The sequence below is a fragment of the Futiania mangrovi genome, assembly GCF_024158125.1.
GTDB lineage: Bacteria > Pseudomonadota > Alphaproteobacteria > Futianiales > Futianiaceae > Futiania > Futiania mangrovi.
The window spans coordinates 308,981-323,051 of record NZ_JAMZFT010000002.1; the positions used below are offsets into that span (position 1 = coordinate 308,981).

A 14,071-nucleotide genomic window follows, 5' to 3' on the forward strand; every position below is an offset into this window, starting at 1 on the left:
ACGTTGCGCATGGCCAAGTCCCTGTTCATCAAGACCTATGGCTGCCAGATGAACGTCTACGACTCCGCCCGCATGGCGGATCTCCTGGCGCCACTCGGATATGCGGCGACGGACCGACCGGACGACGCGGACCTCGTCATCCTCAACACCTGCCACATCCGGGAGAAGGCGGCCGAAAAGGTCTATTCGGAGCTTGGCCGCATCCGCCAGATGAAGCAGACACGCCAGGACGCCGGCCAGGACATGGTCGTGGCCGTCGCGGGCTGCGTCGCGCAGGCCGAGGGGGAGGAGATCACCCGCCGCGCCCCCGTGGTCGACATGGTCTTCGGACCGCAGAGCTATCATCAGCTGCCCGAACTGCTGGCCCGCGTCGCGCGGGCGCGCGGCGAGGTGCTGGCGACGGAGTTTCCGGCACAGGAGAAGTTCGACGCCCTGCCGCGCGAGGTGTCGGTTGACGGCGTGACAGCATTCCTCGCCGTGCAGGAGGGCTGCGACAAGTTCTGCACCTTCTGCGTCGTGCCCTATACCCGCGGGGCGGAGTATTCGCGCCCCGTCGCGCAGATCGTGGCGGAGGCGGAAGCGCTGGTGGCCAAGGGCGCGCGGGAGATCACGCTGCTCGGCCAGAACGTCAACGCCTATCACGGCGCCGATGCCGACGGCCGCCCGGTGCCGCTGGGCGACCTCGCCCGCCGGCTGGCGGAGATCCCCGGCCTCGCGCGCATCCGCTACACGACCTCGCACCCGCGCGACATGGACGACGCGCTGATCGCGGCGCACGGGGATGTGGCGGCGCTGATGCCCTATCTCCATTTGCCGGTGCAATCGGGCTCGGACCGTATCCTGAAGGCCATGAACCGCGGCCATACCGCGGAGCACTACCTGCGCCTCGTGGAAAAGATCCGCGCCGCGCGGCCCGACATCGCGCTGTCGGGCGACTTCATCGTGGGCTTCCCCGGAGAGACGGACGCCGACTTCGAGGCGACGATGGCGCTGGTGCGCGAGGTGAACTACGCCAGCGCCTTCTCCTTCGCCTACAGCGCGCGCCCCGGAACGCCCGCCGCGGCCCTGCCCGGCCAGGTGCCGGAGGCCGTGAAGGGGGAGCGGTTGCAGCGCCTCCAGGCCCTGCTCGCGGAACAGCAGGACGCCTTCAACGCCGCCCAGGTCGGCCGCACCCTGCCCGTGCTGATCGAGAAGCCGGGGCGACATGCCGGGCAGATGACGGGCCGCAGCCCCTATCTCCAGCCCGTGCACCTGGACGCGCCGGCAGAGCTGGCCGGCCAGATCGTCGACGTCGAGATCACCGGCGTCACCGCCCGCAGCCTTGCCGGACGGCGCGCGGCGCGCCCCTCCGGCCTTGCCGCCTGAGGCCCCCTTGGTCACCCCCGTCGACGAGCCCGGCGATACCACGCTTCTGGAGTTCGAGGACAACCGGCTGCTCGCCGATGTGATGGGCGAGCATCACGCGAACCTCGTCCGCCTGGAAAAGGCATTCGGCGTGACCGTGTCCACCCGCGGCAACCGCGTCGCGATCCAGGGCGCGGCATCGGACCGGGGGCAGGCGGCAGACGCGCTCAACGCGCTCTATGACCGGCGCGCAGGCGGGCAGCGCATCGACGCGGGCGAGGTCGACGGCGCGATCCGCCTCGTGCAAGGCGGCGCCAGCGCGCACGGCGCGGGCCGGGGTCTCGACCTCATCGTCACGAAGAAGCGCCGCATCCTGCCGCGCTCGGGCACGCAGGGCGCCTATATCGAGGCGCTGAAGACCAACGAACTCGTGTTCGGCATCGGGCCGGCGGGCACGGGCAAGACCTATCTGGCGGTCGCGCTCGCGGTCTCCTTCTATCTCGAGCGCAAGGTCGACCGGATCATCCTGTCGCGCCCGGCCGTCGAGGCGGGGGAGCGGCTGGGCTTCCTGCCCGGCGACATGCGCGAGAAGATCGACCCCTATCTGCGGCCGCTCTACGACGCGCTCTACGACATGCTGCCCGCCGAGGAGGTGGTGAAGCGCCTCGAAAGCGGCGAGATCGAGGTGGCTCCCCTCGCCTTCATGCGCGGGCGCACGCTCGCCAATGCCTTCGTCATCCTCGACGAGGCGCAGAACTGCACGCCCGTCCAGATGAAGATGTTCCTGACCCGCATGGGGGAGAACAGCCGCATGGCGATCACCGGCGATCCTAGCCAGGTGGACCTGCCGCTCGGCTCGAAATCGGGGCTGAAGGATGCGCTGGCCACGCTGGGCGGCGTCGATGGCATCGGCATCGTCGAGTTCGGGGAGCGCGACGTGGTCCGTCACCCGCTGGTCACGCGCATCGTGCAGGCCTACACGGCGGCCGAGCGTGGCCTGCTCGACCGCAAGCCCTGAAGCACGCAGGAAAAGGCACAGTGCCCGTCGATATCGCGATCGAGGATCCCGCCTGGACCGGGCACGACGCCTGTGCCGACGCCGAATCGCTGGTGCGGTCCGCGGTGGGCGCCGTGCTCGACCGCCTGCTCGGCGCGGGCGCGCAGGACGTGGAGGTGTCGGTGCTGCTCACCTCCGACGCGGAGATCGCAGGCCTCAATTCCGAATGGCGCGGCAAGGACGGGCCGACGAACGTGCTCTCCTTCCCGACGCTCGCTGCCCCGGCGGCGCGCGCACTGTCATCGGGCGGCACGCTTGACGCGGGCGCCCTGCCGCACGATCTGAAGGCAGAGACGGGCTTTCCGCTCGGCGACGTGATTCTGGCGCGCGAGACCATCGCGCGGGAGGCAGCGGCGCAGGGCAAGACGCTGCCGCACCACTTCGTCCATCTGTGCGTTCATGGAACCCTTCATCTTCTGGGGTATGATCACATCACGGACGACGAGGCGCGGGAGATGGAAGGCCTCGAAATAGACATCCTCGCCGGCCTGGGGCTTCCCGACCCCTATGGCGGCGACACGGAACCGGAGGATACGTCCGCGCACGCGCGGACACGGACATGACGGACTCGAACTCGGATCGAAGTCCCCGCGAGGGGGATCGCTGGACATCGTCGGACACGGAGCGTAGCGGCCGGACCAACGGCCACGGACGCAGCGGAATGGCAGGCTTCTTCGGCCGCCTCATCGGCCGCGGCGGCGAGGCAGGCTTGCGCGAAAGCCTCGAGGACGCCCTGGGCGAAGCCGGCGACCATTCTCTGAAGCCCGAGGAGCGGACCATGCTCCTCAACGTGCTGGCGCTGCGCAGCATGCGGGTCGACGACGTCATGGTACCGCGCGCCGACATCGTCGCGGTCGAGGAGGACGCGAACCTCGACGAGGTGCTCGCACTCTTCGAGGAAGAGGCGCACTCGCGCATGCCGATCTACCGGCGCACGCTCGACCACCCGGTGGGTATCGTCCACATCAAGGACCTGATCCCCTATGTGCGGGGCGGCGGTACATCGTCCGGCAAGCCCTTCGCACTCAACCGGCTGCGCCGCGAAGTTCTGTTCGTGCCGCCCTCCATGCCCGTCGTGGACCTTCTTCTGAAGATGCAGACCACGCGCATCCACCTTGCCATCGTGGTGGACGAGTACGGCGGAACCGACGGCCTCGTCACCATCGAGGACCTGGTCGAGCAGATCGTCGGCGAGATCGAGGACGAGCATGACGAGGACGAGGACCCGATGGTGATCTCCCGTCCCGACGGCACGTTCGAGGCCGACGCGCGCACGCCGATCGAGGAGTTCGAGCCACTGGTGGGCATCGACCTCGTGCCGCACGAGAAGGAGGAGGACGTCGACACGCTGGGCGGCCTCGTCTTCTCGCTGGCAGGCCGGGTGCCGCAGCGCGGCGAGGTCATCAGCCACGAAGGCGGCCTGGAGTTCGAGGTCGTCGACGCCGATCCGCGCCGCATCAAGCGCCTGGTCATCTGCCGCACGCCTGCCGAGGGGGCATCCGGCGGATCTGTCGCTCCCGCCGATCCGGAGGCCCGGCCGGGTGCGGAGAGCGACGGCCCGCCCGTGCGCACCTGACGTGCACACGCCATACGCACGCCGTTGCCTCGCATGTCTCTGACCGCGACCCGATCCGCGCCTCTGGTGCCGCCTGTCCGCATCCTCGCCGGACAGGGGCGCTTCGTACGTGCGCTTGTCCCGCTCCTTGCGGGCGCGCTGCTGGCGCTGGCGCTGGCGCCCGCGTTCGCCTGGCCGCTGATCTTCCTCTGCTGGCCCCTGCTCGCGCTCTCGATCGAGGCCTCCGCTGCAGGGCCGCGGCCTGTACGCGCGGCGGCCCTGGCGGGATGGCTGTTCGGCTTCGGCTATTTCGTTGCGGGCCTCTTCTGGATCGGCGAGGCATTCCTCGTGGATGCGGAACGCTTCGCCATCCTGCTGCCGGTCGCCGTCGCGGGCCTGCCCGCGGGGCTCGCGCTGTTCTGGGGCGCCGCGGCGGGGCTTGCAGCCTGGGCGGGCCGGACGCCGGCGATGCGCCTTGCCGCCCTCTGGGGCGCGCTGGTTCTCGCCGAGGCGCTGCGCATGCGCATCCTCACCGGCTTTCCCTGGAACCTGCCCGCCCATGTGTGGGCGGGCTCGGACCCGATGATGCAGACGGCGGCCCTTCTGGGCCTCGACGGGCTGACCGCGTGGACGCTGGGGCTGGCACTGCTGCCGGCACTCCTGCTTGTGGCTGAGGCGTCGCCCGCGCGCCGGGCGGCCGCGCTCCTGCTGCCCGCGCTGTTGCTGGGAGCCCAGGCAGGCTTCGGATACTGGCGGCTGCCGGCAGGCGGCGCGGGCGCAGCCGATCCGGACGCACCGGTCGTCCGCATCGTCCAGCCCAACATCCCGCAGAAGATGAAATGGGCGCCGGAGCAGCGTCGGCAGATCTTCGCGCAGTACCTGGACGCCACGCGCGGCGCCGGCGCACCCGGGTTCGAGGGCGTGGATATGGTCGTCTGGCCGGAAAGCGCGCTGCCCTTCCTGCTCGACCGGACGCCCGAGGCGCTGGAGGCCATTGCTGCCACCCTCGGCGGCGCCTGGCTCGTCACCGGACAGCAGCGGATGGAAGAGGGCGCGGACGACGTGCGCACCTTCTTCAACAGCGTCATGTCGATCGCACCCGATGGCCGGATTGCCGCCGTGTACGACAAGGCACACCTGGTGCCGTTCGGGGAGTACCTGCCGCTGCAACCGCTGATGGAAGCCATCGGCATCACCCAGCTGACCGGCATCCGGGGCGGCTTCACGCCCGGCGGCGACCGGCAGGGCCTCCTGCGCGCCGGCTCCTCGCAAACGCTGGTGGCGCCACTCGTCTGCTACGAGATCCTGTTCGGCGGCCGGATCGCCAGCGGACAGGACCGGCCTCGCGCCATCGTGAACGTGACCAACGACGCCTGGTTCGGAACAACGACCGGACCGTACCAGCATCTGGCGGCCGCCCGCCTGCGCGCGGTGATCGAAGGCCTGCCGGTGGTCCGCGCGGCCAATACCGGCGTCTCCGCCCTGATCGACTCCCATGGCCGGCTGCGCGCGGCAATCCCGCTCGCCACGGCCGGGGCGCGCGACGTGGCGCTACCTCCGGCGCTCCCCCGGCCAGCGGGGCCTGCCGTGGCGGTACCGGCCGCACTGGCGGCGGCGCTGGTGGTCATCGGGCTCGCGGTCCTGCGCGGCCACCAGCGACGGACGAGCAGACGTATGCAAAAACACGCTTGACGTGTGTTGCATATTTCCATACATATGTGTGCGAGTTCGGTACGGTCTTGGGGAAGTGTGTCCGTCACGGCCGGCTCTAGCCCGACTTTCGGCCAGGACATGCTTTCTGCATCAAGAGACCGGGGACGGGCGCCGTATGCACGCAGGCGGTGTGCGGACAGCATCGCCTGACTGTCAGAGGGTCCCGTTGCCATGCTGGACAAGTCCCCCCACCCCATCGACATCTACGTGGGCATGCGCCTGCGGATGCGCCGCACGCTCAGGCGCATCAGCCAGGAGCGGCTGGGCGAGGAGCTGGGCGTGACCTTCCAGCAGGTCCAGAAATACGAGAAGGGGACCAACCGCGTCAGCGCGAGCCGTCTTTACGAGATCGCGCAGATCCTGGAGGTTCCGGTCAGCTATTTCTTCGACGGCGCGGACGAGGGCTTCTCGATCGCCGCCGGTTTCGCCGAGGACGAGACCAGCGACGAGCTGATCGACTTCCTGCGGTCCGGCGATGGCATGCGGCTCGCCCGTTCCTTCCAGCGGATCGAGAATCCGGCCCTCAAGCGGTCCGTCGTCGAGCACGTGGAAGCGCTGGCTACCCCTGCCTGACCTTGTCCCCGAGCGCACCTGCACGCCGCCAGGCTTGCGGTCGCGCTTGACGCTGCGTTCCTGAATCTGCAAAACGGCGCGTCATTCGGCGCGGCCCGCTTTCAGGCGGACGCACCCGACATTTCCGTTTGCCCCCCGGACCGGCCGGGGTGGCCCCGCCCGCGACAGGCAAGGGGATCCGTTCATGGCGCGCAAATCCTACCTCTTCACCAGCGAATCCGTGTCCGAGGGGCATCCGGACAAGGTCTGCGACCGCATTTCCGACGCGGTTGTCGACCTCTACCTGGCAGCCGACCCCTATGCGCGTGTCGCCTGCGAAACCCTGACGACGACGAACCGGATCGTGCTGGCCGGCGAGGTGCGCGGGCCTGAAACCATCACCAAGGACCAGATCGCCCATGTCGCCCGCATGGCCGTGCGCGACATCGGCTACGAACAGGCGGGTTTCCACTGGCAGAACGCGGACATCCACGTCTACCTCCATGCCCAGTCCCAGGACATCGCTGTCGGCGTCGACGCCACGGGCAACAAGGACGAGGGCGCGGGCGACCAGGGCATCATGTTCGGCTACGCCTGCGACGAGACGCCGGCCTACATGCCGGCACCGATCTATTATTCGCACCTGATCCTGCGCCGCATGGCGGAAGCCCGCCACCGCGCCCGCGCGAACGGGGAGGAGTTCCCCTTCGGTCCCGATTCCAAGAGCCAGGTCACCCTGCGATACGAGGACGGCCGCCCGGTTGGGGCGACCTCCATCGTCGTCTCGACCCAGCACCTTGAGAAGTACGACCAGCAGGCGGTGCGCGAGTTCGTGCGCCCCTACGTCAGCGGCGTGCTGCCCGACGGCTGGATGTGCCCGGAGCCGGAATTCTACGTGAACCCCACCGGCCGCTTCGTGATCGGCGGGCCGGACGGCGACGCGGGTCTCACGGGCCGCAAGATCATCGTCGACACCTATGGCGGCGCTGCCCCGCACGGCGGCGGCGCGTTCTCCGGCAAGGACCCGACCAAGGTCGACCGCTCGGCCGCCTATGCCTGCCGCTACCTCGCCAAGAACGTTGTGGCCGCGGGCCTCGCCTCGAAGTGCACGATCCAGGTCTCCTACGCGATCGGCGTGTCGAAACCCCTGTCGGTCTACGTCGACTTCTCCGGCACGGGCCGGGTCGACGAGGCGAAGCTGGAAACGGTCCTGCGCGACCTGATGGACCTCTCGCCGCGCGGCATCCGCGAGCATCTGGGCCTGTCGCGCCCGATCTATGCGCGCACCGCTGCCTATGGCCACTTCGGCCGCAACCCGGAAGACGACGGCGGCTTCTCGTGGGAGAAGCTGGACCTCGTCGACCAGCTGAAGTCCGCCTTCGCCTGATCTGCGCCGGGGGCTGCGGCGCACGCAGCCGCGCCCCCGTCCGCTCCCGACCGGGATGCTCAGCACCATGACCGAGACACCGGACCGGCGCCGGCGCAAGCTGCACGGCCGGCGCGTCGGCAAGCCGTTGAAACCGCGCCAGGCGGCGCTGATCGAGACCCTCCTCCCGCGCATCCGCGTGCCCGTCGCCCGCGACGCCGGGGGCCGTGTCCTGCCGCTCGATCCGGCTGGGCTGTTCGGCCGCCCCATGACCGGCCTGCGGCTCGAGATCGGCTTCGGCGGCGGAGAGCACCTCGCGGCCCGCGCGGCGGAGTGTCCGGACACGGGCTTCATCGGCTGCGAACCCTTCCTCAACGGCGCCGCCAAGATGCTGGCGCAGATCGAGGCGGGCGGCCTTGCCAATGTCCGGGTGTGGGACGGGGACGCGCGCGACGTGCTCGACGCGCTGCCCGACGGCGCGATCGATCAGGTGGACCTGCTCTATCCCGATCCCTGGCCGAAGCTGCGTCACCACAAGCGCCGCTTCGTGCAGGCCGATACGCGCGATGCGCTCGCCCGCACCATGAAGCCCGGCGCACTGCTCTGCGTGGCGACCGACATCCCGGATTACGCCCGCTGGACGCTGCAGCAACTCGTTCCCGACAGGCGCTTCCGCTGGCTGGCGCGCACTGCCGCCGACTGGCGCACGCCCTTCCCCGGCTGGCCCGGCACGCGGTACGAGGCGAAGGCGCTCAAGGCCGGCCGCGTGCCCGTCTACCTCACCTTCCGCCGCGAGGCTTGAAAAGCAGGGCGCGCGGGTTTATATCTCCGATCCAAATTCGGCTTCCTGTGGAAGCGGGCCCCTCGGGGCCCGCTTTCTTCTTGGGGGCCGGTCCGCCAAGTCCGACGAACCGTGGACGGGAGCGCATGGAGCGCAGGATCGCCGCATCGCCGATCGAACAGCAGATTGCCGAGCTTGCCGCGCCGGTCGCGGAAACGCTGGGGCTGGAGATCGTGCGCGTGCGCATGACCGGCGGCGACCGCGCCGTTCTTCAGATCATGACGGAGCGGGCAGACGGCACGGTGAACATCGACGATTGCGCCGCGCTCTCACGCGAGCTTTCGGCGATCCTCGACGTGGAGGACCCGATCCAGGGCCGCTATGCCCTGGAGGTGTCCTCGCCCGGCATCGACCGCCCGCTCACGCGGGACAAGGATTTCGCGGCCTATGCCGGACACGTGGCGAAGGTCGAGACGGCGTCCCCCATCGACGGGCGCCGGCGCTGGCGCGGCACGATCCTGGGGCTCGAGGATGGGCCCGAGGGAACGGTGCTGCGCATGGAACTGGACGGCGGAGAAATCGCCGCGCTGCCGCTCGACCTCGTGTCGGGCGCCAAGCTCGTGCTGACCGACGCCCTGATCGAGGCGACGAAAACCCGCGCGGCGGCGGCCGGCGGCGAGAAGGAGTAGAGGCGACATGGCACCCACGGCAGTTGGCGCAAACAGGCTGGAGCTGTTGCAGATCGCGGACGCGGTCGCGCGCGAGAAATCGATCGACCGCGAAATCGTGCTCGAGGCCATGGAAGAGGCCATCCAGCGCGCCGCCCGGTCCCGCTATGGTGCCGAGCACACGATCAAGGCGACGATCGACCGGCGCAACGGCAACATCGAGCTGTCGCGCCTGCGCGAGGTCGTGGAGAAGGTGGAGAACGACGCCACCGAGATCGACCTCGTCTCGGCCCAGCGCCGCAACCCGGCCGCCATCGTCGGCGACTTCATCGCGGAGCCGCTGCCCCCCATCGACTTCGGCCGCATCGCGGCGCAGACCGCCAAGCAGGTCATCGTCCAGAAGGTCCGCGACGCCGAGCGCGAGCGCCAGTACGACGAGTACAAGGACCGCATCGGCGAGATCGTGAACGGCCAGGTCAAGCGGGTCGAGTACGGCAACGTCATCGTCGACCTCGGCCGCGGCGAGGGCATCGTGCGCCGGGACGAGATGATCCCGCGCGAGCTTTACAAGACCGGCGACCGGATCCGCGCCTATGTCTACGACGTGCGGCGCGAGGCGCGCGGGCCGCAGATCTTCCTGTCGCGCACGCGGCCGGAATTCATGGGCAAGCTGTTCGCCATGGAGGTGCCGGAGATCTACGACGGCATCATCACGATCATGGGCGTCGCGCGCGACCCGGGCAGCCGCGCCAAGATCGCGGTGGTCTCGCGCGACAGCTCGATCGATCCCGTCGGCGCCTGCGTCGGCATGCGCGGCAGCCGCGTGCAGGCCGTGGTGCAGGAGCTTCAGGGCGAGCGCATCGACATCATCCCCTGGTCGCCCGACGCCGCCACCTTCGTCGTGAACGCACTGGCGCCCGCCGAGGTTGCCAAGGTGGTGCTCGACGAGGACGCGGGCCGCATCGAGGTCGTGGTGCCGGACGAGCAGCTCTCCCTCGCCATCGGCCGGCGCGGCCAGAACGTCCGCCTCGCCTCGCAGCTGACCGGCTGGGAAATCGACATCCTGACCGAGGCCGAGGAGTCGGAGCGCCGCCAGAAGGAATTCGCCGAGCGTACCGATCTCTTCGTCGAGGCGCTCGATGTGGACGAGACCATCGGCCAGCTGCTCGCGGCGGAGGGCTTCACCTCGGCCGAGGAGGTTGCCTATGTCGACCTCGACGAGCTGACCGCCATCGACGGTTTCGACGAGGAGACCGCCGAGGCCCTGCAGGAGCGCGCGCGCGACTATCTCGCCCGCCGCGACGCCGAGCTGGAGGCGCGGCGCAAGGAGCTGGGCGTCAGCGACGACCTGGCCTCGCTTCCCGGCCTGACCGCCGGGATGCTGGTGGCGCTGGGCGAGGACGGCATCAAGACGGTAGAGGACTTCGCCGGCCTGACCGCCGACGAGCTTGTGGGCGGCTGGGACGAGATCGGCGGCCAGCGCACCCGCGTCGACGGCCTGCTGGAGAGCTTCGACCTCGACGCGACCGACGCCGAGAACCTGATCATCGAGGCGCGCGTGCGCATCGGCTGGATGACCGAGCAGGACGCTGCCGCCGCCCGCGGCGAGCCGGGGGACGAAGACCTCGGCGAGGACGGCGAAGACGACGGCGACGCGGCCGAAGACGCTGCGGAGGACACCACGGCTTGACCGCAGGCAGCACGACCCGGGCAGCCCGCCGGGCAGCGATGTTCGGCGGCGGCGGCGAGGAGGCCGGTACCTTCCGCCGGTGTATCGCAACCGGCGAGACCCGGCCGAAGGCGGAGATGATCCGCTTCGTGGCGGGGCCCGACGGAACAGTCGTGCCCGACCTGGCGGGCAAGCTTCCGGGCCGCGGCCTTTGGGTGACGGCCACGCGCGAGGCGGTCGGGCAGGCGGTGAAGCGCAAGGCGTTCGCCCGCGCTGCGAAGGCCCAGGTTTTGGCGCAGCCAGATCTCGCGGACCTCTGCGCCCGCCTCTTGCGTGAGCGCTGTCTCGCCCTGCTGGGCCAGGCGCGCGGTGCAGGTCTTGTCACGGCGGGCGCCGAACTGGTGTCCGCGCTTCTGTCCGGGCCGCAGGCCGGACGTGTGGCGCTCGTCTTCCATGCCGCCGACGGCGCGGAGGACGGATTGCGCAAGATTGCCGGGAAGGCGCGCGGGGTGCCCCTGCTGCGCGTTTTTACCGCGGAGGAATTGGGTTTGGCATTGGGGCGGGAAAGTGTGGTACATGCTGCGCTCATCCGGGGCGGCCTGACTGACAGGCTCCTGACGGAAGCGCGGCGTTATGCGGGTTTTACGGCCCCCGCGCCCGAAGGTCGGTAGAAGTTCCGGACGAAAGCCAAGACGAGCGGTATGAGCGAAACGAACAACACAGGCGACAAGACGCAGGGCGCTGAGGGTCGCAAGACCTTGAGCCTGAAGCGCGGCGTGGAAACCGGACAGGTGCGCCAGAGCTTCTCTCATGGCCGGACCAAGGCGGTCGTGGTCGAGAAGAAGCGCAAGCGGATCGTGCCGGGCGAGGCGCCTGCCAAGACGGTCGAGCCGCAGCCCCGCGTGTCTGAACCGAAGGTGGCCAAGCCGGCCCCCCGCGGCGAGGCAAGCCGTCCGGCCCCGAAGCCGTCGGGCGGGATGGTGCTGCCCACCCTGACCGAGCAGGAGCGCGAGGCGCGCGCGAAGGCGCTGCAATCCGCGCGCTCCGCCGAGGAGGAGGCCCGGCGCCGTGCCGCCGAGGAGGCGAAGCGCCGCGCCGCCGAGGAAGAACGCCAGCGCCGCGAGCGCGAGGAGGCCGAAGCCCGCCGCCGGGACGAGGAAACCCGCCGCGCGGCCGAGGAAGAGAGCAAGCGCAAGGCAGCCGAAGACGCCGATCGCCGGACCGAGCAGGCGGCCCAGCCGTCCACGCCCGAACCGGCGCAGGAAGCCCCTGCCCCGGCGGCGAAGCCTGTGGCCCGCGCGCCGCTGCCGCCGCGTGCCCGCACCGCCGCCGAGGAGGAGGAGGAGCTTCGCCGCGGACGCGGGAAGGCCGTCGTGAAATCCGCGACACCTGCCGTGCGCAAGGCCGACGGCAAGGGCCGCCCGCGCAAGCTGACGCTCGCCAACGCCTTCGAGTCCGACGATGAGCGGGTGCGCTCGCTTGCGTCCTTCCGCCGCCAGCGGGAGCGGGAGAGGCGTGCCCACCGGGAGCTTCTGGAAAGCCGCCAGAAGATCACGCGCGAGGTCGTGCTGCCGGACGCCATCACCGTCCAGGAACTTGCAAACCGGATGGCCGAACGCGGCGCGGACGTGGTGAAGGAGCTGATGAAGCTCGGCATCATGGCGACGATCAACCAGACGATCGACGCCGACACCGCCGAGGTCGTGATCGGGCAGTTCGGCCACGCCGTGAAGCGCGTGTCCGAAGCCGACGTCGAGATCGGCTTCAAGAGCCCGGATGACAAGGCCGAGGACACGAAGCCGCGGCCGCCCATCGTCACCGTGATGGGCCATGTCGACCACGGCAAGACCTCGCTGCTCGACGCACTGCGCTCCACCGACGTCGTCTCCGGCGAGGCCGGCGGGATCACCCAGCATATCGGCGCCTACCAGGTCCGGCTGGAGTCGGGCGACCGCATCACCTTCATCGACACGCCGGGCCACGCCGCATTCACCGCGATGCGGGCGCGCGGTGCAAAGGTCACGGACATCGTCGTCCTGGTGGTCGCGGCCGACGACGGTGTCATGCCCCAGACGATCGAGGCGATCTCGCACGCCAAGGCCGCGAATGTTCCGATCATCGTGGCGATCAACAAGATCGACAAGCCGGGCGCCGATCCGAACCGCGTGCGCACCGAACTGCTGAGCCACGAGATCGTCGTGGAGAGCATGGGCGGCGACACGCTGGAGGTCGAGGTTTCGGCCCTCAAGCGGATGAACCTCGACAAGCTCATCGACGCGATCATCCTGCAGAGCGAGGTTCTGGAGCTGAAGGCGAACCCCGACCGCGATGCCGAGGGCGTCGTGATCGAGGCGCAGCTCGACAAGGGCCGCGGCGCGGTCGGCACCATGCTTGTTCAGCGCGGCACGCTGCGCGTCGGCGACATCGTCGTGGCGGGTGCCCACTGGGGCAAGGTCCGCGCCATGGAGAACGAGCGGGGAGAGCGCGTCGACGAAGCCGGACCGTCCGTGCCGGTTGCGATCCTCGGCCTCTCGGGCGCGCCGGATGCCGGTGACGAGTTCGCCGTGGTGGAGAACGAATCCCGCGCCCGCGAGATCGTCGACTACCGCCAGCGCAAGCTGCGCGAGACGCAGGCGGCTCCGGTCATTCGGTCGCTCGACCAGATGATGTCGCAGCTCAAGGAAGGCGAACGCAAGGAGGTCCCGATCGTCCTCAAAGCCGACGTGCAAGGCTCGGTCGAGGCGATCCAGGGCGCGCTGGAGAAGATGTCCACCGACGAGGTTGCGGTGCGCGTCCTGCACGGCGGCGTCGGCGGCATCACCGAAAGCGACGTCACGCTTGCCGAGGCATCGAACGCCGTCGTCATCGGCTTCAACGTCCGTGCCAACAAGCAGGCGCGCGACCTGGCGGAACGGAACAAGACCGAGATCCGCTACTACTCGGTCATCTACGACCTGGTGGACGATCTCAAGGCCGCGCTCGAGGGCCTGCTGGAGCCGGAACTGCGCGAGACGTTCCTTGGCAATGCGGAGATCCTCGAGGTCTTCAACATCACCAAGGTCGGCAAGGTCGCGGGCTGCCGCATGACCGAGGGCGTCGCCCGCCGCGACGCCAAGGTCCGACTGATCCGCGACAACGTGGTGATCCACGAGGGCACGCTGTCCACGCTGAAGCGGTTCAAGGACGAGGTGAAGGAGGTCCACGCCGGGCAGGAGTGCGGCATGGCCTTCCAGAACTACCAGGACATCCAGCCGGGCGACGTCATCGAGATCTTCGACGTGCAGAAGATCAAGCGGACGCTGTAAGCCCGCCGATGGAACCGGGGACGGTCCCGCGAACCGCACACTGCGGGCGGGGCCGTCTCCA

Annotated in this window: 12 protein-coding genes; all 12 read left to right on the plus strand. The window is 69.7% G+C overall.

All coding sequences use genetic code 11. From position 1 onward, the window contains the following. Window positions 1–9: 9 nt before the first annotated feature. The 12 genes from miaB (at window position 10) to infB (ending at window position 14,010) form a co-directional block, all read left to right on the plus strand. A complete protein-coding gene (gene miaB, locus NJQ99_RS08385) occupies window positions 10–1,365 on the plus strand; it encodes a tRNA (N6-isopentenyl adenosine(37)-C2)-methylthiotransferase MiaB (protein ID WP_269332378.1) in 1,356 nt (451 codons plus the stop codon). 7 nt (window positions 1,366–1,372) lie between these two features. After that, window positions 1,373–2,362 carry a PhoH family protein gene (locus tag NJQ99_RS08390; protein WP_269332379.1) on the plus strand — a complete coding sequence of 330 codons (990 nt, stop codon included), beginning with the start codon at window positions 1,373–1,375 and terminating at the stop codon, window positions 2,360–2,362. A gap of 20 nt (window positions 2,363–2,382) precedes the next feature. After that, the gene (ybeY, locus tag NJQ99_RS08395; RefSeq protein ID WP_331283297.1) at window positions 2,383–2,964 is read left to right on the plus strand and encodes an rRNA maturation RNase YbeY; all 582 of its coding nucleotides are present in this window, start codon (window positions 2,383–2,385) and stop codon (window positions 2,962–2,964) included. A 98-nt stretch (window positions 2,965–3,062) separates the two neighbouring features. After that, on the plus strand, window positions 3,063–3,977 hold the full coding sequence (locus NJQ99_RS08400; protein WP_269332380.1) for a hemolysin family protein: 915 nt from the start codon (window positions 3,063–3,065) through the stop codon (window positions 3,975–3,977). A 33-nt stretch (window positions 3,978–4,010) separates the two neighbouring features. After that, window positions 4,011–5,648, plus strand: coding sequence for an apolipoprotein N-acyltransferase (gene lnt / locus NJQ99_RS08405; RefSeq protein ID WP_269332381.1), 1,638 nt, complete (start codon window positions 4,011–4,013; stop codon window positions 5,646–5,648). A gap of 192 nt (window positions 5,649–5,840) precedes the next feature. Beyond that, window positions 5,841–6,242, plus strand: a complete 402-nt coding sequence (locus NJQ99_RS08410; RefSeq protein ID WP_269332382.1) for a helix-turn-helix domain-containing protein — start codon at window positions 5,841–5,843, stop codon at window positions 6,240–6,242. Window positions 6,243–6,426: 184 nt separating this feature from the next. Next, window positions 6,427–7,608, plus strand: a complete 1,182-nt coding sequence (gene metK / locus NJQ99_RS08415; protein WP_269332383.1) for a methionine adenosyltransferase — start codon at window positions 6,427–6,429, stop codon at window positions 7,606–7,608. Window positions 7,609–7,675: 67 nt separating this feature from the next. Next, complete coding sequence (gene trmB, locus NJQ99_RS08420; protein WP_269332384.1) at window positions 7,676–8,389, plus strand: tRNA (guanine(46)-N(7))-methyltransferase TrmB; 714 nt, start codon at window positions 7,676–7,678, stop codon at window positions 8,387–8,389. A 125-nt stretch (window positions 8,390–8,514) separates the two neighbouring features. After that, window positions 8,515–9,057, plus strand: a complete 543-nt coding sequence (gene rimP, locus NJQ99_RS08425) for a ribosome maturation factor RimP (RefSeq protein WP_269332385.1) — start codon at window positions 8,515–8,517, stop codon at window positions 9,055–9,057. 7 nt (window positions 9,058–9,064) lie between these two features. Next, window positions 9,065–10,726: a transcription termination factor NusA gene (gene nusA, locus NJQ99_RS08430; RefSeq protein ID WP_269332386.1), complete on the plus strand. Its 1,662-nt coding sequence runs from the start codon at window positions 9,065–9,067 to the stop codon at window positions 10,724–10,726. Next, window positions 10,723–11,376 (plus strand): RNA-binding protein, encoded by a 654-nt coding sequence (locus tag NJQ99_RS08435; RefSeq protein ID WP_269332387.1) that lies wholly within the window; start codon window positions 10,723–10,725, stop codon window positions 11,374–11,376. The genes nusA and NJQ99_RS08435 overlap by 4 nt, the downstream gene beginning before the upstream one ends. A 30-nt stretch (window positions 11,377–11,406) precedes the next feature. Beyond that, a complete protein-coding gene (infB, locus tag NJQ99_RS08440; protein ID WP_269332388.1) occupies window positions 11,407–14,010 on the plus strand; it encodes a translation initiation factor IF-2 in 2,604 nt (867 codons plus the stop codon). The last annotated feature ends 61 nt before the right edge of the window (window positions 14,011–14,071 follow it).